Annotated in this window: 19 protein-coding genes; all 19 read left to right on the forward strand. The window is 47.5% G+C overall.

Annotated features, from left to right (window positions below):
* Positions 1-8: 8 nt before the first annotated feature.
* The 19 genes from spoIIIAD (at position 9) to spo0A (GT575_RS06290) (ending at position 17,982) form a co-directional block, all read left to right on the forward strand.
* Complete coding sequence (spoIIIAD, locus tag GT575_RS06200) at positions 9-398, forward strand: stage III sporulation protein AD (protein ID WP_022216698.1); 390 nt, start codon at positions 9-11, stop codon at positions 396-398.
* Positions 388-1,596, forward strand: a complete 1,209-nt coding sequence (locus GT575_RS06205; RefSeq protein ID WP_161171712.1) for a stage III sporulation protein AE — start codon at positions 388-390, stop codon at positions 1,594-1,596. The genes spoIIIAD and GT575_RS06205 overlap by 11 nt, the downstream gene beginning before the upstream one ends.
* Positions 1,597-1,614: 18 nt before the next feature.
* Complete coding sequence (locus tag GT575_RS06210; RefSeq protein WP_161171713.1) at positions 1,615-2,088, forward strand: stage III sporulation protein AF; 474 nt, start codon at positions 1,615-1,617, stop codon at positions 2,086-2,088.
* A complete protein-coding gene (locus tag GT575_RS06215; RefSeq protein WP_022216696.1) occupies positions 2,088-2,696 on the forward strand; it encodes a stage III sporulation protein AG in 609 nt (202 codons plus the stop codon). The genes GT575_RS06210 and GT575_RS06215 overlap by 1 nt, the downstream gene beginning before the upstream one ends.
* A gap of 12 nt (positions 2,697-2,708) precedes the next feature.
* A complete protein-coding gene (locus tag GT575_RS06220; RefSeq protein WP_015533561.1) occupies positions 2,709-3,341 on the forward strand; it encodes a SpoIIIAH-like family protein in 633 nt (210 codons plus the stop codon).
* Between the two features lie 100 nt (positions 3,342-3,441).
* A complete protein-coding gene (locus tag GT575_RS06225; RefSeq protein WP_161171714.1) occupies positions 3,442-3,861 on the forward strand; it encodes an Asp23/Gls24 family envelope stress response protein in 420 nt (139 codons plus the stop codon).
* 36 nt (positions 3,862-3,897) lie between these two features.
* Positions 3,898-4,377: a transcription antitermination factor NusB gene (nusB, locus tag GT575_RS06230; RefSeq protein WP_015533559.1), complete on the forward strand. Its 480-nt coding sequence runs from the start codon at positions 3,898-3,900 to the stop codon at positions 4,375-4,377.
* A complete protein-coding gene (xseA, locus tag GT575_RS06235) occupies positions 4,361-5,641 on the forward strand; it encodes an exodeoxyribonuclease VII large subunit (protein ID WP_161171715.1) in 1,281 nt (426 codons plus the stop codon). The genes nusB and xseA overlap by 17 nt, the downstream gene beginning before the upstream one ends.
* A gap of 2 nt (positions 5,642-5,643) precedes the next feature.
* Entirely contained in the window at positions 5,644-5,877 is a 234-nt protein-coding gene (gene xseB / locus GT575_RS06240) for an exodeoxyribonuclease VII small subunit (RefSeq protein WP_015533558.1), read from the forward strand.
* Positions 5,874-6,758: a polyprenyl synthetase family protein gene (locus GT575_RS06245; protein ID WP_015533557.1), complete on the forward strand. Its 885-nt coding sequence runs from the start codon at positions 5,874-5,876 to the stop codon at positions 6,756-6,758. The genes xseB and GT575_RS06245 overlap by 4 nt, the downstream gene beginning before the upstream one ends.
* 21 nt (positions 6,759-6,779) lie before the next feature.
* Positions 6,780-8,657: a 1-deoxy-D-xylulose-5-phosphate synthase gene (gene dxs / locus GT575_RS06250; RefSeq protein WP_161171716.1), complete on the forward strand. Its 1,878-nt coding sequence runs from the start codon at positions 6,780-6,782 to the stop codon at positions 8,655-8,657.
* A gap of 11 nt (positions 8,658-8,668) precedes the next feature.
* Positions 8,669-9,472, forward strand: a complete 804-nt coding sequence (locus tag GT575_RS06255; RefSeq protein ID WP_022216691.1) for a TlyA family RNA methyltransferase — start codon at positions 8,669-8,671, stop codon at positions 9,470-9,472.
* A 10-nt stretch (positions 9,473-9,482) separates the two neighbouring features.
* Positions 9,483-10,337 (forward strand): NAD(+)/NADH kinase, encoded by an 855-nt coding sequence (locus tag GT575_RS06260; RefSeq protein ID WP_055144060.1) that lies wholly within the window; start codon positions 9,483-9,485, stop codon positions 10,335-10,337.
* A gap of 1 nt (position 10,338) precedes the next feature.
* Positions 10,339-10,788, forward strand: coding sequence for an arginine repressor (locus GT575_RS06265; protein WP_055144062.1), 450 nt, complete (start codon positions 10,339-10,341; stop codon positions 10,786-10,788).
* 57 nt (positions 10,789-10,845) lie between these two features.
* Complete coding sequence (recN, locus tag GT575_RS06270; protein ID WP_055272711.1) at positions 10,846-12,531, forward strand: DNA repair protein RecN; 1,686 nt, start codon at positions 10,846-10,848, stop codon at positions 12,529-12,531.
* A 105-nt stretch (positions 12,532-12,636) separates the two neighbouring features.
* The gene (locus GT575_RS06275; RefSeq protein WP_022216688.1) at positions 12,637-13,749 is read left to right on the forward strand and encodes a SpoIVB peptidase S55 domain-containing protein; all 1,113 of its coding nucleotides are present in this window, start codon (positions 12,637-12,639) and stop codon (positions 13,747-13,749) included.
* 152 nt (positions 13,750-13,901) lie between these two features.
* On the forward strand, positions 13,902-15,977 hold the full coding sequence (locus GT575_RS06280; protein ID WP_192934959.1) for a SulP family inorganic anion transporter: 2,076 nt from the start codon (positions 13,902-13,904) through the stop codon (positions 15,975-15,977).
* 245 nt (positions 15,978-16,222) lie between these two features.
* A complete protein-coding gene (gene spo0A, locus GT575_RS06285) occupies positions 16,223-17,026 on the forward strand; it encodes a sporulation transcription factor Spo0A (protein WP_015533551.1) in 804 nt (267 codons plus the stop codon).
* Between the two features lie 143 nt (positions 17,027-17,169).
* Positions 17,170-17,982 carry a sporulation transcription factor Spo0A gene (gene spo0A, locus GT575_RS06290; RefSeq protein WP_161171717.1) on the forward strand — a complete coding sequence of 271 codons (813 nt, stop codon included), beginning with the start codon at positions 17,170-17,172 and terminating at the stop codon, positions 17,980-17,982.
* Positions 17,983-18,138: the final 156 nt, after the last annotated feature.

Consider the following 18,138-nt stretch of genomic DNA (forward strand, 5'->3'; position numbering starts at 1 on the left):
GGTAAATGATGAATCTCATGGCGGTTTCTCTGGCTGCGGTGATCGTGGTTCTGATAGCGGTGAAGATAAAAGAACTGGATTCCGGGTACGGGATCGTGTTGTCCATAGCCGGGTGTGTGATGCTCATGTATTTTGTTGTGAGCAGGTTCAGACTTATAGCTTCGTACATAGACAGGCTGACTGCGTACGTGTCGGTGAATATTTCATATATAGACGTGATCCTGAAAATGATAGGTATAGCGTATATATGCCGATTTTCATCAGATATCTGCAAAGATGCCGGCTGCAATGCCATGGCATCCCAGGTGGAGATGGCGGGAAAGATAACTCTTATTCTGCTCAGTATGCCCATACTCATGGGAGTTATAGATCTGGTGGTGACCATAGTTGAGGGGTAATTTGATAGTGGTGGTGCTGATGCTCTTTATGGGGGTGTCAGTGCCTGATGCGGCAAATGTGTGTAATGAGAGTAAAGTTGAATCATATGATACAGATATCAAATATTGTCCAGAATTTTATGCTGAGAATGAAAAGGAAAATACCACGGAAAGTGACTCTGATATTAACCCAGACATATTCGAGGACGACTCCGTCATCGGAAGCCTCAATGAGATTACAAAAGACAAATCCGACGTGACATTCTACGACATATACGAGTCCCTAAAGAGTGGTGACGTGGATTCCACCATAGACATGGCACTAAAAGTGTTTTCCGACAGTGTCATATACGAGGTCAGGACAAGCAGGGGGCTGGCGCTGCAGATCATGGCTGTGATCGTGCTCGGAAGTACATTTGCCCAGCTTGCGGGAAATATGGGCGAGTATGTATCCGCCCATGGTTTCATGGTTACATACATGGTGTTGTTATCGCTGCTGCTGGGGGATTTCGTTCTAGTGCAGTCCATCGTGCAGGACACCATAGGAGATGTCACGGAGTTCATGAAAGCGTTCTATCCCATGTATGCCTCGTCTGTGTTATATGTGAGCGGTCCGGAGAGTGCCGGATATTCACAGTCGGTCATAATCCTGGTGATATACATTTGCCAGAATGTGATAATAAGGTTCATACTCCCCCTCATCAAATGCGGCGGGCTCATAGCACTCATAAATAATATTGGAAGCGAGGATTATTTCTCCCGGATGGCGGGGCTTATGAAGAGCCTGGCGGTGTGGGGAATGCGGACAATGTTTGCGGTGGTAACCGGGATAAATGTGGTCAAGAGCATGATAGCACCGTCCATGGACAGGCTTTCAAGAAATGGCATACTCAGGACATTGGGAAAAGGTGCAGGTATGTCCACGGTGAGCGCTGTCATCAGTGTGATGGTGAGCACAGGAGAGTTTATCAGAAACTGTATGGGGATGGCGTGTACGATCATGATAGTCATACTGGCCGCAGTCCCAATGATCAAGATAATCGTCATCATGTTCATATTAAGGTTCATCGCCGCGGTGGTGCAGCCGGTCGGAGACAAAAGATATGCCGAGGCAGCAGGCATCATGGCGGAGACAGTGGAGCTTATGCTGAGGGCGTGCGGAATAAGCGTGATGATGTTCATCATAAGCATAGCCCTGATGTCGGTGAACATATCATAGAACGGATGGAGGATGTGCATGCTTGCTGAGTGGCTGAAAAATATAGTTGTGTGCAGTATACTTTTTTCTGTCGTGCTGTATATTGCCCCGGATCCGAAGATGCGCAGATATGTCCAGGCGGCTGTGGGATTTGTCATGATGATGGTCGTGATAAATCCTGTCATAGGCTGGCTTGGGTATGCGGACAGGATAGAGTTCAATACATACAGTGAATCGCTTGGAATGGACGTGGCCGAGGGCGATGATGAGATGTATGTCAGGGCCATGGAGGAGGTAGTGGAGCGGTTTATATCTGACAATTGTAATGCCGATGCGGTGGTGCGTATAGTCACCAGGGAGGAGCTTGGGATAGACAGCATGGAGATATACATACAGTTTGATAAAGTAGACACAGACGAACTGAGATCCGCAGTGTCAGAGGAATACGGCGTTGATGAGAACAGGATTACCATCAGGAGGGGCAATACAGATCATATGCAGGAGGGACTGTAGTGGAGGATTCTAAGAAAAAGGGAATATCGGGAATCATGAATATATTGAAGAGCAGCAACAACAGATTATACAAGTTGCTGCTCATTTTGCTGTCAGGGATTTGTCTGATGATAGTTGTGTGGCCGGCAAATAACAGCAAGACTGATAAAAATGACCTAAAGAGCGGATGGACCGGACAGTCCGATGAGACAGACGCGGATGTGACCGGTGGAAATGACCGGAATATGTCAGGGGATACTACGGATTATGTGGAGTATATGGAGGAGAGACTCACATCAGTGCTTGAGCAGGTGGACGGAATATCGGATGTGAGAGTGATGATAACGGTCAAGGACAGCGGTGAGAACATAGCACTCAAGGACTCCGGAAGCAGTTCCAGTGAGAACGGCGACAGCAGCCAGAGAAGCGTGTCGGAGGAGACGGTCATGGTGAGTGAGGGCAGTGGGAGCTCGCCGTATGTGGTCAGGTACAGGGAGCCGGAGACCGAGGGTGTGGTTATCATTTGCAAGGGGGCGGAAAATGGCGATACAACGCTGAAGATAACGAATGCAGTGCAGGCATTATTTGACGTGCCGACGCATAAGATTGTGATATTAGAAGCAAATTAATGTGGAGGGACTATGAAGAAATTCAGTGGAAAGAACAGACTGGCGGTCATCGCACTTGCAGTTATGATAGGGGTGGCCGGTTACATGAGCTTTGCGGATGCAGGAAAGGACAAGAAGAAGGAAAAAACTGACAAAAAACAGGTGGAGGTGATCAACTATGAGGATCTCTCGTCCATGGCGGAAAATGAGAACTCACAGGCGGTGAAGGATGAGAATGGCCAGACCGAGGATGTGGAGCTCAATGGCCAGGAGGATGAGATCGGTGACGCTGTACTCACCAGTGCACAGGTGACAAGCAATATGGCCGCGGCAAAGTTGAACCGTGAGCAGAGCAGATCAAGGAGCAAGGAAGCTCTGATGGATGTGATAGGTGATGAGGCACTCAGCGATTCGGCAAAGAAGGAGGCGACAGATACATATGTAAAGCTGAACGATACCATAGAGAAGGAGACAGATGTCGAGACAGTTCTGGCGGCAAAGGGGTATAGCGATGCCATAGTGACGATAAGTGATGAGGCTGTTGACGTGTCGCTGAATGTGGAATCGCTGTCGGATACCGAGAGAGCACAGATAGAGGACATAGTTATCCGAAAAACAGGGTATGATATAAGCAGTGTTGCAATATCTGTCATGGGTGGCAAATAGACAGCGGAAGGATAAGCCGTGAATCGCATATACTTGCAAAATAGCTGCCTTCAGATTATAATAAGATTCAAATAACCCATACGAAACGGGAGGTATGACCATGAGTGATAAGTTGAATGATGATATCGTGATTGAAGGCAGCGCGGTTCAGGATAATTCTTACAATATAGAAGAGAGCAATTCTCTGGGCAAAGTTCAGATAGCGGATGACGTAGTGGCTATCATAGCAGGGCTTGCAGCCGGAGAGGTTGAAGGTGTATACAGACTTACAGGCAACCTTCCAAATGAGCTTGCCTCAAAGTTCGGAAAGAAGAACCCTGCAAAGGGCGTTAAGGTAGAGCTTCTTCCTGGCAAGGTAAAGGTTGATATTGCGATAGAGGTTCTGTACGAGTACAGCATACCATCAGTATCAGGTCAGGTTCAGGATAAGGTCAAGCAGGCTATAGAGACCATGACAGGACTGAGCGTTGAGGAAGTCAACATAAGGATAGCCGGTGTACGTGTTGGAGAAGGCAGATAGGATACAGATAAAGCTTTATATAGTGGAGAGGAAGATATGACTAGAAGAGATATAAGAGACAGGATATTCAAGATAGTATTTACACTGGAGTTCAATGACGCTGAGGGCATGCAGGATCAGCTTGATTTTGCATTTGACCCTGAGATGCCGGGAGATGAGGAGGACGATCCGCTTCTGTACGGAATAGTCAGCAATGAGGACAGAGATTATATAACCACCAAGGTTAAGAATATCATCTCTAAGAAAGCAGAGATAGATGAGATCATTTCACAGATATCAGAAGGCTGGAAGCTTCCTCGTATAGGCAAGGAGGAGCTGGCTATATTAAGGCTTGGTGTCTATGAAGTGAAGTACGATGAGAGCATACCGGAGAAGGTCGCCATCAATGAGGCGGTTGAGTTGGCAAAGAAGTATTGTGATGCATCGGCGAGCAAGTTCGTGAATGCACTTCTTGCAAAGCTTGTATCCGGTGATAAGGACAAGAAGGAGAGTGGCGCAGATGCCACAGCAGAATAACATATATACAGTCAAGGAACTCAATGAGAGGATACAGGAGTTGGTCAGCGGCGAGTCGTGGCTTGGCAGTCTGGGAGTTGAGGGAGAGATCACAGGACTCGGAACAGACAAGAGAGGTCATATGTATTTCAGTCTCAAGGATCCCAGCGGAGTTCTGGCGGCTGTTATGTTTGCGGGAAAACAGGTATATGGACTCAAGTTTGCTCCGAAGAACGGAGACAAGGTTCATGCATTTGGTCATATTGATGTCTTCGTGAGAGACGGAAAGTATCAGCTCTATGTAGACAGGCTGGTGCGTGTGGGTGACGGCGAGGTGAATGCCAAGCTGGAGAGACTCATAGCCAGACTGGACGGCATGGGGCTGTTTTCGCAGGAATACAAGAAGCCTATTCCCGCCTATCCGAGGCGTATTGGTATAGTGACAGCGGGGGCAAAGGCTGCGATAAGCGATATCCGTGCAGTGGCAAAACGGAGGGATCCGTATGCCCAGCTCTATTGTTATCCTGCGACCGTGCAGGGACAGTATGCGGCGGCGGATATATCCAGAGGAATCGAGATACTTGATTCCATGGGGCTCGACCTCATAATCGTCGGAAGAGGCGGAGGCTCCAAGGAGGATCTGTGGGCGTTCAATGAGGAGCAGGTGGCATGGGCCATATTCAATGCGGAGACGCCTATCATATCGGCTACGGGGCATGAGATAGACACCACAGTTGCGGACATGGTTGCGGACAGGAGAGAATCCAATCCGTCCACGGCTGTCATGCATGCGCTTCCGGTGGTGGCAGAGACAGTTGCCGGATTTGACAGGAGACTTGAACAGCTCACCATGCTGATATCCGGCAGGATAGACAGACTTGCGAGGAGTCTGGATGGATATGACAGGCAGCTTAGACTCTTAAGTCCATCCGGAAGAATGGACAGTCAGAGGCAGCAGCTTGACAGAATAGAGAAGCAGATAAATGAGTTGATGGCGGATAAGATAGATGACAGATCGGTGCGCTGTGACAGACTTCATGATAGGATGAAGAGCGCGATGGGCAGAAAGTACGACATGACAAGGAATGTCCTTGCGGTCATGACGGAGAGGATACATGGCCTTTCGCCTACAGCTAAGCTCATAAATGGATTTGGATATATTTCATCGGATGGTGAGCCTGTCAGATCTGTGGCAGGGATCACACCTGGGGATGATATAGAGATAACTCTTCATGATGGAAGAATACAGGCGGTCGTGACTGACGTGACCGGGCAGGAGGAATAGATATGGCAGAAGATACACAGAATATGGATACAGCGGACACTCTTCAGGATGTGTCCATAGAGGAGGCTCTTGCCAGACTTGATGAGATAGCGGCTGCGCTTGAGAATACTGATACGGGGCTCAAGGAGTCCATGGAGCTTTATTCTGAGGGCGTCCAGCTCATAAACAGATGCAGGAATTACCTGTGCGATGTTGAGAAAGAGATGATAACACTTTCGGGTCAGGAGGAAGCATGATAGATAAACTTATAGCGGAGAAGGCGGCAAGGATCAACGATATAGTTGAGAGCTATCTGCCACCTGCAGACGGATTTAACAGGACAGTGTGTGAGGCCATGGCGTACTCGGTAGAGGCGGGTGGAAAGAGGCTTCGTCCAATGCTCATGGAGGAGACATACAGGCTGTTCGGTGGCAAATCAGAGGTTATAAAGCCGTTCATGGCTGCGATAGAGATGATACATACATATTCACTCATACATGACGATCTTCCGGCTCTGGACAATGACGATTACAGGCGCGGAAGAAAGACATCCCATGTGGTATTTGGCGAGGCGATGGCCATTCTTGCGGGGGATGCGCTGCTCAATTATGCATATGAGACCGCATGTAAGGCATTTGGCATGGGTGAGGATATACATGCTGTGGCGTCTGCGATGTGTGTGCTTGCGCAGAAGCCGGGTATAAACGGCATGATAGGCGGTCAGGTCGTCGATGTGGAGATGACCGGCAAGGAGCTCTCAAAGGAGCAGCTTGAATATGTGTATGAGAACAAGACCGGAGCCCTCATAGAGGCATCCATGATGATAGGCGCGATACTTGCGGGGGCAGACGAGGCTAAAGTTGCGGCGGTACACAAGATAGCATCGGACGTCGGCATGGCATTCCAGATCCAGGACGATATTCTGGATGTCTGTGGAGACAGTGCGCTCCTTGGAAAGCCGACGCTGAGTGATGAGGAGAATGGCAAGGTTACATATGTCACGATACATGGAATTGATGAATCCAGACGTTATGTGACTGAGCTGTCGGAGAGAGCAGTAAGAGAATTGGAAGAGATAGGCGGGGACAATGAGTTTCTGAAGGAATTGGTCATCTGGCTGATAAACAGGGATAAATAGGACTCCTCTCGTGGTGTGCATATGAATATACTGGATAGAATAAATAAACCAAACGATATAAAGGATATAGACAGGGAAGATCTGCCGGAGCTGGCGGATGAGATCAGAGAATTTCTGGTGTCGCATGTGAGCGAGACCGGTGGACATTTGGCTCCGAATCTTGGATGCGTGGAACTTACCATGGCACTTCACATGGTTCTGGATTTCCCTGAGGATAAGCTTATATGGGATGTGGGACATCAGTCCTATGTCCACAAGATACTGACGGGCAGGAAGAATGAGATGGGCACTCTCAGACAGTTTGGAGGAATGAGCGGTTTCCCGAAGACCAGTGAGAGCCCGTGCGATGCGTTCAATACAGGACACAGCTCAACATCCATTTCTGCTGCGCTCGGAATGGCGTGCGCCAGAAGTATCAAGGGTACAAATGAGAAGATTGCCGCAGTGATCGGAGATGGCTCCTTCACAGGTGGTATGGTATATGAGGCCATGAATAATATGGCGGATATCAAGACCGGTTGCCTTGTTGTGCTGAACGATAACAATATGTCCATCGATCAGAATGTTGGCGGCATGTCCACATATCTCAGCAAGATACGTGTTGGGCAGCAGTACAATGATTTTAAGAGTAACGTGGAGAAGATCCTCATGAAGATCCCTGTGGCTGGAGAGCATCTTGCCAGAGGGCTGAAGAAGTCAAAGGATTCCATCAAGCAGATATTTGTGCCGGGTATGTTCTTCGAGGAGCTGGGTGTCACATATATAGGACCTATAGACGGACACGATATAGATGTGATGGAGGCCACTTTCCGCAAAGCGCTTAAGCTCAACAGACCGATCCTTGTGCATGTGAAGACTGTGAAGGGCAAGGGTTATACCCATGCCGAGAGACACCCGAGCTATTTCCACGGCATTGATCCGTTTGATATACAGACAGGAAAGGTCATGAAGGACAGGAAGGTCATGACAAACACAGGAGTGTTTGCCAGAAAGCTGGTGGAGCTTGGTAAGGCTGATCCAAGGATAACGGCCATAACGGCTGCCATGGGCAAGGGAACAGGAGTGGCGGCATTTGCCGCGGAGTTCCCGGACAGGGCTTTTGACGTGGGCATTGCGGAGGAACATGCGGTGACGTTTGCCGCGGGACTTGCTACGTCGGGACTGGTGCCTGTGGTTGCGATATACTCGTCATTTTTGCAGAGGGCATATGATCAGATCTTACACGATGTGTGCCTGCAGAAGCTGCATGTCATATTTGCTATTGACAGGTCAGGGCTTGTCGGTGCAGATGGCGATACACATCAGGGCATATTTGACACTGCGTTTCTGTCACATATTCCGAACATGACCATCATTGCGCCGAAGAACAGATATGAGCTCACCAGAGCGATGGAGTGGGCTGTTGCTTACGATGGTCCGGTTGCGCTCAAGTATTCCAGAGGAGAGGCTTATTACGGACTTAAGGAATACAATGTGGATATTGAGTATGGCAGGAGCGAGATGATCCACAGGGGACAGAAGCTTGCCATAGTGGCTGTTGGAAACATGGTCCAGGAGGCCGAGAAGGTGTATGACAGACTGCTGGCCGATGGAACAAATGTCACATTTGTCAATGCAAGATTCCTGAAGCCGATAGATACTGATATGATAGATGAGCTCAGCAAGGATCATAAACATATAGTGGTTATTGAAGAAGAGATAAAGCATGGCGGATACGGATCTCTGGTCGAGGAGTATGTCATGGACAGACATCTTGATGTGGATGTGACAGTGTGTGCCATTGAGGATACATTTGTACAGCATGGAAGCGTGGAGGAGCTCAGGAGGATGCTGAAGCTTGACGCGGATTCGCTGTATGACAGGATAAAACATATAATATCGACAGATTGTACAGAATAAGAGGAAGACAGATGAAGAAGAGACTTGATGTTCTCCTTGTAGAACAGGGACTGGCAGATTCACGAGAGAAGGCGAAAGCCATCATCATGTCAGGAATAGTGTATGTTGACAATAACAAAGAGGATAAGGCCGGCACGACATTTGACGAGACTGCTAAGATAGAGGTCAGGGGCAACACCCTCAAATACGTGAGCCGTGGAGGCCTGAAGCTTGAGAAGGCTATGGATCATTTCGGCGTGGAACTTGCGGGTAAGGTGTGCATGGATGTAGGTGCTTCCACTGGTGGTTTTACCGACTGTATGCTGCAGAATGGTGCGGTGAAGGTGTATTCCGTTGACGTGGGTCATGGACAGCTTGCATGGAAGCTCAGAAATGACGAGAGAGTTGTCTGTATGGAGAAAACAAATATACGATATGTCACACCTGAGGATATTGACGATAAGATTGAATTTGCTTCGATAGATGTGTCATTTATATCTCTTACAAAGGTGCTTCCAGCGGTAAAGGAGCTGCTTACGGATAGTGGAGAGATCGTGTGCCTTATCAAGCCGCAGTTCGAGGCGGGAAGAGAGAAGGTTGGCAAGAAGGGCGTTGTCAGAGAGCTTTCAACCCATATTGAGGTTGTGGAGATGATAGTCGGTTATGCCAGAAGCATAGGATTCCGCACACTGCACCTCAGCTATTCACCTATAAAAGGACCTGAGGGCAACATAGAATATCTGCTCCACATATCAAAGGACGAGTCGAAGACGGATGAGGAATTCGACATAAAGGCTCTGGTGGAGGAGTCCCACAACGAACTGAACAAGTCATAGAGGATACGATATGAAGAATTTTTATATAGTATATAACCCGGATAAGGATGAGGATAATCGTATAACGTCGGAGCTCACAGCGTATATTGAATCGCAAAATGGTGCGTGTAAAGCCATGGACTGCTACAGCTTCAGTGCATGTGACAAGCAGCATGTTACGGATGAGCTTGAGAGCTTTGACTGTATACTTGTTCTTGGAGGGGATGGAACACTCCTCAATGTGGCATCCAGTGCCAGCCATGTGGAGATTCCTCTGTTCGGGATAAATCTTGGAACGGTGGGATTCCTCACTGAGGGGGAGATCACCAACTGGCAGACCATCATAGACAGACTGCTTGCGGATGATTATTCCATGCAGGACAGAATGATGATCAGGGGAACAGTCAGAACAGGAGACGGCAAGGAGTGCAGGAAGAGGGCACTCAATGATATAGTTATCAGCAGGGCAGGATTTTCAAGACTTATAGGCCTTGATGTCTATGTAAATGGAAGCTTTCTGAATGCCTATGAGGGAGATGGAATCATCATATCGACCCCTACTGGCTCCACGGGTTACAATCTCTCAGCCGGAGGTCCGATCGTGGATCCTATGGCAAGACTGATGATCATCACTCCGGTATGTCCACATTCGCTGACTTCGAAGAGTATTGTGCTTCCTAGTGACGCAAAGGTTTCAATAGAGATCGCCAAGAAGAGGAAGACGCAGGACACCGAGGCGATAGTTTCATTTGACGGTGGAAATGATTTCGAACTGGCAGCAGGCGATGTCCTTGATATATGCGTGTCACAGAGAACCACGCAGCTCGTAAAGGCGAGTGACGTGAATTTCTACGAGATACTTAGAAACAAGCTTGGGGGAAAGTGATATGAAACAGAAGCGACAGGCGATGATTTTGTCGATAATCGAACAATATGATATAGAGACCCAAGATGAACTGCTGGAGAAGCTGGCCGAGGCGGGTTTCAATACGACCCAGGCCACCATATCGAGAGATATAAGAGAGATTAACCTCACCAAGGTTGCCGTGGCGGGTGGCAGGCAGAAGTACACTCTGGGAAAGTCGGCAACACATGAGTCCATAGAGTCGTACAGAAAGGTTCTCGGGGCTGGCATATTATCCATGGTGCCGGCGGAGAATCTGATAGTGATCAAGACAGTGTCGGGCATGGCTATGGCAGTTGCCGCAGCACTTGACAATGTGGAGATATGTGGACTCCTCGGAAGTATAGCCGGGGACGACACCATATTCCTGGCGGTCAGAAGCCGGGAGATGACCGATTCGGTCATGAAGACGATAGATAAGATGCAGAGATGACAGCTCTCTGTAATATGTTATGTGTAATAAAGTCTGTGCGTCAACAGGAGGATACAAATGTTACTTAATGTACATATCAAGAATATTGCACTCATAGACGATGCAAATGTTAATTTTACCGATAATCTCAACATACTTACCGGTGAGACCGGTGCGGGTAAGTCCATAATCATGGGAGCCCTGAAGATTGGTATGGGAGATAAGCTTCCGAAGGATATAGTCAGGGAGCCTGACAAGGAGGGCTTCTGTCAACTGCTTTTCCTGGTGGATGATCCCCAGGTGATTGAGCAGATCAGAGATCTGGGAGTGGAGCCATCGGAGGATGGCGAGATACTCATCACGCGGAGAATAAATAATTCCAGAACCATCAACACTATAAATGATATGGCGGTGACCGCCGCAAAGCTCAGGGAGGTATCTGCGCTTCTCATAGATATGCACACGCAGCACCAGCAGCAGACGCTCCTTAAGAAAGCGGAGCATATGAAGCTTCTGGATAAATATGGCAGAGCATCCATAGATCCCCTGAAGCAGAAGGTTGCAGAGTGTCACAGAGAGTACGTCACACTCAGGCGTGAGATGGACGAGCTCTCGATGGATGAGGCGGAGCGGAGCAGAAAGGTAGAATTCCTCAAGTATCAGATCGCGGAGATCGAGTCAGCAAATATAAAGACTGGTGAGGACGAAGATGTTGAGCATCAGTACAACAGGATGGTCAATTCACGCGATATAGTTGCGGCAGCTTCGGATGTATACAGCGTTACAGGTTATGAATCTTCTTCATCTGCGGGAAATGAGATCGGCAGAGCTCTGGCATCGATGAAGGGTATAAAGGATCTCGACGGAGAGATAGACGGTCTGTATAGCCAGTTGGAAAATATTGACGCGCTGCTGAATGATTTTAACGTTGAATTAAATGATTACATGCAGAGCATGGACTTTGACGATTCTGAGTTTAGAAGTGTTGAGTCCAGGCTTGACGTCATCAATGATATAAAGGGAAAATATGGAAGCACCGTGGAAGAGGTGTTCAAATATCTGGAGGACAGCAGGAAGGAATATGAAAGGCTGTCTGAATATGACGAATATATAGCAGGACTTTCAGACAAAATAAAAAAGGTGGAGAAAGCCATGCTCAAGGCAGCAGATGCGCTTACTGCTGAGAGACAGAGGCAGGCTGAGAATCTGTGCAGAGACATCAGAGATGCACTTGCTGATCTGAGTTTCATGGAGGTTCGGTTCGACATGGTATTTGACAGGCTTCCGGAGTGTACGGCAAATGGAATCGATGACTGCTATTTTGTCATTTCGACAAATGTCGGCGAGAAGATGAGACCGTTATATGACGTGGCTTCAGGCGGTGAGCTCTCAAGGATCATGCTGGCGATCAAATCCTGCATGGCGTCCGAGGACAATATCGGCACTCTTGTATTCGATGAGATCGATGTGGGAATAAGCGGCCGTGCAGCTCAGAAGGTTGCTGAAAAAATGGCAGTTATTTCCAGAAGCCATCAGGTTATAAGCATAACCCATCTTCCGCAGATCGCAGCGATGGCAGACAGTCATTATCTCATAGAAAAGTCTGCCGACGAGGGCAAGACAGTGACAAGGATCGTCCGTCTGAACGACGAGGAATCAACAGAGGAGATCGCAAGACTTCTCGGCGGCGTGACCATAACTGAGGCAGTCATGAGCAATGCCCGCGAGATGAAACAAATGGCAGAAAAGACAAAAAAATACTGATATAAAGTTATTCCTAACACAACATACTAAGAGTAACAGCCAAGGCTGTTACTCTTTTTTTATAAGCTATTAGTTGTTTTTAAGTATATGTAGGAGGAATAGATTATGAGGCGATATAAGAAGGTGATCATATGGGTGGCTGTGGCGGATCTGTTGCTCCTTGCAGCACTATTGGTTTTATGTGTGTTGGTGGACAGACGAGTGGATGTTGGAAGGTCAGAGAAGACAAGCTCAACACTTGATGGGGTAGTGTCAAGGGCGACCACGAAGGATGCGGAGTTTGGAAGAGATATATTTGACCGGCCTGTAGTTCCGTCCGGCGAGGCGATGGGAATCTATATGAAGACGGAGGGAGTCTTGGTGGTGGATGTGTGTAGCTTTAAAAATGAAAATGGCGAGTCCTGTTGCCCTGCTGATGGAAAGGTCTGTACAGGGGATTATATTGTGAGTGTAGACGGTATGGAGATATCTAAGAGGTTGGAGCTGCTTGATATTGTTGCTGAAAGCCAGGGTGATAGCTTGTCCGTGAGATATATAAGGGATGGGGAGGAGAAGGTCTGTAGCATCACGCCGGAAAAAAACGAGAATGGCGCTTATCTGCTGGGCGCGTGGGTGAAGGATGATGTGTCGGGAATAGGCACGGTTACATTTGTCGACGGAACAAATTTCATGGCTCTTGGACACAGTGTGTCGGATATAGATACGGGAGTTATGATGCGGTGCAGCACCGGTGGAGTGTACACAACGGATATTACAAATATAAGCAAGTCATACTCCTCGGAACCGGGAAGACTTCAGGGAAGCATCGCATATAGAAGATCTTTGGTCGGTATTATTGATGGCAACAGTGCCAGTGGAATATATGGACATCTGGACACCAGCTATTGCCAGGCGAAATACGGCGATGCGGAGCGTATGTATATAGCCAGAGGTCATGAAGTCCGCAAGGGGCAGGCTTATATATATTCCAGAATGAGCGGCGAGCTTGAGAAGTATGAGATAGACATAGAGTATGTGGACAGGAATTCATCCGACAAGAATATAGAATTCCACGTGACCGATGATGCCCTCATAGACCTGACGGGCGGAGTGGTACAGGGAATGTCCGGTTCCCCGATCATCCAGGATGGCAAGATAATCGGCGCCGTCACCCACGTATTCGTAGACGATCCAACCAGGGGGTATGGGATTTTTATTGAAAATATGCTGGAGGAGTGAAATTAATCCTGTTTAGTGATAAAATTAAGAACAGAAGTGCCGGACTTTAGCATAAGGCAGACCGGCACACACAAACATCCCAGGAGGGCAAGAAAATCAAGGTTTCAAAAATTTCATTATGTCATACACTAAAGAATTATAAAAAAGAGAATTTGCTTTCTGATCTTTTGACAGGAATTATCATAGCGGCGGTGTCCATACCGATATCGATGGGGTATGCACAGATAGCCGGGCTGCCGGCGGTATATGGATTGTATGGGTCGGTGTTCCCGATCATAATATTTGGATTGCTGTCCACGTCGAGGCAGTTCGTGTTCGGTGTGGATGCCGCGCCTGCGGCGCTGGTCGGAGCGGCACTGGTGACGCTGGGGGTTACGCCGGGAACAGAGCAGGCGATGCAGGTCGTTCCTGTGATAACATTCTTTACGGCGCTGTGGCTGCTGGTATTCTTCCTGTTCAAGGCGGGCAAGCTTGTAAATTACATATCGACTCCGGTCATGGGCGGATTCATATCAGGAATATGCACCACCATCATACTCATGCAGGTGCCGAAGCTCTATGGAGCCGGAGCGGGAACAGGAGAACTGTTCGAGCTTGTGGAACACATAGCAGAGACGATAGGAGATGTAAATGTGCCGTCGATAATCATGGGACTTACGGCTCTTGCGGTACTGCTTGTTTCAAGAAGATTCATACCAAAGTTTCCGATGGCGATATGCGTCATGGCAGCGGGAGCGTTGCTGTCCTGCGTGATAGATATGGATGAATACGGAATAGTATGTCTGTCGGAGGTGAGCAGAGGACTTCCACAGATCGTTGTACCACAGATAGATGAGAGGATGCTTCCAAATATCATGACGGTCAGTCTGTCGATAGCAGTAGTAATCATGGCGGAGACGCTTCTGGCTGAGAACAATTTCGCCCAGAAGAACAGATATAAGATAGACGATAATCAGGAGCTTCTGGCATTTGGAATGGCAAATCTTGCAGCGGCATTCACAGGCTGCTGTCCGATAAACGGTTCCGTGTCCAGAACCACAATGAGTGAGCAGTATGGAGGCAGGACACAGCTCACTGGAATATTTGCAGGAGTAGTGATGATCGTGATCCTCGTGTGTGGAACGGGATTTATAGGTTATCTGCCGGTTCCGGTGCTCACGGCAATCGTCATCTCCGCACTCTACAGTGCTCTGGAATTTGATCTGGCGGCAAAGCTGTGGAAGGTGAGTAAGGTGGAATTCTACATATTCTGCGGAGCTTTCCTAGGTGTGCTGATACTTGGAACGATAAATGGAGTTCTTATAGGAATCATACTCTCATTTGCCGCAGTCATAAGGAAGGCTGCGGACCCTCCGAGAAGCTTCCTTGGACTGGTACCTGGACATGAGGAATTCCTTGCGCTCGAGAGGTTCAAGCATGCATACCCGATACAGAATATAGTTATTTACAGATTCAGCAGTAACCTGTTTTTTGCAAATATAGCCATATTCCAGAAGGATATCATGGATGCGGTGCAGGATGACACAAAGGCTGTAATAGTGGATGCGTCCGCCATGGGAAGCGTGGATGTGACGGCTGCCAAGACCCTCAGGATCATGTATGATACGCTGAAAGAGAAGGGGGTGAAGCTCTATATCACGGAGCATATAGGCCAGCTCAACGTCCAGCTCAGAAAGCTTGGACTTGGCGACATGATAGAGGCAGGATGCGTGAGACAGACCATAGAGAGAGCACTGTCAGACTGCGGCCTTGAGAGTCCATATCCATTGGTTGGTGTACATAACAGTTATCATGACATCAGGAGAAAGAGAGCGGAGCACATGGCTCAGGAGCTTGTGTGGGCATTTGGCGATGATGCGGAAGATGTCATAGAGAAGCACATCCGTGAATCCATAGGCAGTATGAAGAACGGAACCGGGGTTGAACAGCTCATGACCGGTTTCTGGAAGCAGATGGATATACAGGATGAGGAAGAATGGCTTGAGCATATGGAGGCCCACATAGAGGAGATCGTGAGGGCCACAGGCGAGGATGAGGACTCTGTTGCAGAGCGTATCGAGCGCAGGCGGAGCCAGCTTCTTCACAGGCTTGAGAGCGAGCATCCTGAATTTGTCGACAGATATAAGGCGAGAAGAAAACGAATGGATGAGCACCTGAAGGAGCACAATCCGGCGGCCTATGATGCGATCATAAGACTCAGAGAAAAAGAACATACAAAAGAGAAGTGATCATGCGCGGCATATCGACCCGAAAAGGGAAGATATGCCGCATTTTTTCATTAAATGTGCGTATGTGGTCTGCTGGTGTCAGTCGCAGTAGAAAAAATGTTTTCCGGAAGCTGATGCTGTCGTAACTTGCGAAGTTCTATATATTCCCAAGAAAACTACATTTATATATAATGTTCGTAGTGGAATAACAGGAATAAAAAAGTAAATATTGTTATTCCGTCACTATACTTGGGAAGGAGTATAACATGAGTCATGTTAAAGTTATGATGGTAAAACATGACAAAAGAGAAATTGAACAGCTAAAGCACGTATTTGAGGATATGCCTGATTATGAGTACATTGGATGTTGTGAGAAGGGTGACGAAGCTGTTAAGAAAATTGCAGAAGATAAGCCAGACATAGTGATCGCGGACGAGGTTATACCCGGTACGGATATCACGGATATGGTCGAGGGCGTATCTGGAAATAAGAACCTGAGAAATGTCAAATTTGTGCTCTGTTCATCGAAGCAGCACAGAAATTATCTGGACTTTGTATTTTCGACGATAGGTGACAAGGCAGTGGTGAGACTGCTTGAACAGCCATACGATGAGAAAAAGGTCAGAGGTGTGCTTGATGATGCATGTAAAGGACGCGGAAGCAATACAACCCAGCTTCTGAAGATGGATGAAAATGAGCAGAAGACGGACGAGCTGGAGGCGGTGGTGACCAGGATAATCCACGAGATAGGAGTCCCGGCGCACATCAAAGGCTACCAGTATCTCAGAAGCGCGATAGTCATAGCTGTGGGGGATATGGATATTTTGAATTCTATAACAAAGCAGCTTTATCCGACGATCGCCCAGATGTACGGCACAACTGCATCAAGGGTGGAGAGAGCCATAAGACATGCCATAGAGGTGGCCTGGAGCAGAGGAAAGATAGAGACTATCAACGAACTGTTTGGTTACACCATAAGTGCGGGCAAAGGAAAGCCTACGAACTCAGAATTTGTCGCTCTCATTGCCGACAAGATAAGACTGGAAGCGAAGATGAGAAATGCAGGGTAATTTGTAGTAAAATGTTGTCATAATATGTGATATTAAAAACGATATTAAAAGCACTTGACAAATTATATCATATTTAATATTATTATAAAGCAGTTGGGATAAGCGCTTAATCCTGTAAATTTATACATAACAAGGGAGATACTATGGGAAACAAAGGGATCGAAATTGTAATTGCTGATGGCGACAGCACACAGATAGCAAAACAGATCGCCACATATGCATCAAAGGACGAGATGAGAGTAGTTGATATGGTCAGCACCGGGGATGAAGCGGTGGAATCAATAAAGCTCTACAAGCCGGATATAGTGATACTGGACATTTGCCTTTCGGGAATGGATGGCCTGGGAGTGATGGAGCATATGAGTGAACTGCCTGAATATCAGAATACGATATTTGTGGTACTCACATCGGTGTCATCACAGAGACTTATAAGATGTGCATTTGAGATGGGTGCGACATATTATATCCTGAAGCCGTACAATCCGGTGCAGCTTGTGACAAGACTCAGACAGATGTATATGAAGAAGAAGGAGCTTGAGTTAGGGCTGAACGACAAGCTTACATGTCTCACAGAGAAGAGTATGGCACACAAGATAGAGAATACTATAGAGAGCGATGTGACGGATATCATCAGGGATATAGGTATTCCTGCAAATATAAAGGGCTACCAGTACATCCGTGAGGGCATCATCATGGCGGTCAACGATGTGAACATGCTGAACTACATAACAAAGCTTCTCTATCCGACGATAGCGAAGAAATATAAGACCACATCCTCCAGCGTGGAGAGAGCCATAAGGCATGCCATAGAGGTGGCGTGGAACAGAGGTCAGATAGACACCATCAACGATTTGTTTGGATATACAGTGAATGCGGGAAAAGGCAAACCGACAAATTCCGAGTTTATCGCACTCATAGCGGACAAGCTCAGAATAGAGTATAAGAAAAGGGCATAACAGGCTCACAGAGTAGGCAACATACCTTGAAGAACTGACAGTTATCATGTATAATAACTTAGGTACAAGAAGCAGGATACGGCAAGTACCCTGCTTTTCTTTATGTACCGGGATAATTTGCAAAATTACTAACGAATAAATAATACAAGGTGGACA

It is taken from the genome of Coprococcus sp. BIOML-A2, from assembly GCF_009875795.1.
In the GTDB taxonomy this organism is placed as follows: domain Bacteria; phylum Bacillota; class Clostridia; order Lachnospirales; family Lachnospiraceae; genus Coprococcus; species Coprococcus aceti.

Bases quoted from the DNA above. Each gene is read 5' to 3' on its own strand.
- spoIIIAD (WP_022216698.1), top strand. From the start codon at position 9: ATGAATCTCATGGCGGTTTCTCTGGCTGCGGTGATCGTGGTTCTGATA.
- GT575_RS06210 (WP_161171713.1), top strand. From the start codon at position 1,615: ATGCTTGCTGAGTGGCTGAAAAATATAGTTGTGTGCAGTATACTTTTT.
- GT575_RS06220 (WP_015533561.1), top strand. From the start codon at position 2,709: ATGAAGAAATTCAGTGGAAAGAACAGACTGGCGGTCATCGCACTTGCA.
- GT575_RS06225 (WP_161171714.1), top strand. From the start codon at position 3,442: ATGAGTGATAAGTTGAATGATGATATCGTGATTGAAGGCAGCGCGGTT.
- nusB (WP_015533559.1), top strand. From the start codon at position 3,898: ATGACTAGAAGAGATATAAGAGACAGGATATTCAAGATAGTATTTACA.
- xseA (WP_161171715.1), top strand. From the start codon at position 4,361: ATGCCACAGCAGAATAACATATATACAGTCAAGGAACTCAATGAGAGG.
- xseB (WP_015533558.1), top strand. From the start codon at position 5,644: ATGGCAGAAGATACACAGAATATGGATACAGCGGACACTCTTCAGGAT.
- GT575_RS06245 (WP_015533557.1), top strand. From the start codon at position 5,874: ATGATAGATAAACTTATAGCGGAGAAGGCGGCAAGGATCAACGATATA.
- dxs (WP_161171716.1), top strand. From the start codon at position 6,780: ATGAATATACTGGATAGAATAAATAAACCAAACGATATAAAGGATATA.
- GT575_RS06255 (WP_022216691.1), top strand. From the start codon at position 8,669: ATGAAGAAGAGACTTGATGTTCTCCTTGTAGAACAGGGACTGGCAGAT.
- GT575_RS06260 (WP_055144060.1), top strand. From the start codon at position 9,483: ATGAAGAATTTTTATATAGTATATAACCCGGATAAGGATGAGGATAAT.
- GT575_RS06265 (WP_055144062.1), top strand. From the start codon at position 10,339: ATGAAACAGAAGCGACAGGCGATGATTTTGTCGATAATCGAACAATAT.
- recN (WP_055272711.1), top strand. From the start codon at position 10,846: ATGTTACTTAATGTACATATCAAGAATATTGCACTCATAGACGATGCA.
- GT575_RS06275 (WP_022216688.1), top strand. From the start codon at position 12,637: ATGAGGCGATATAAGAAGGTGATCATATGGGTGGCTGTGGCGGATCTG.
- spo0A (WP_015533551.1), top strand. From the start codon at position 16,223: ATGAGTCATGTTAAAGTTATGATGGTAAAACATGACAAAAGAGAAATT.
- spo0A (WP_161171717.1), top strand. From the start codon at position 17,170: ATGGGAAACAAAGGGATCGAAATTGTAATTGCTGATGGCGACAGCACA.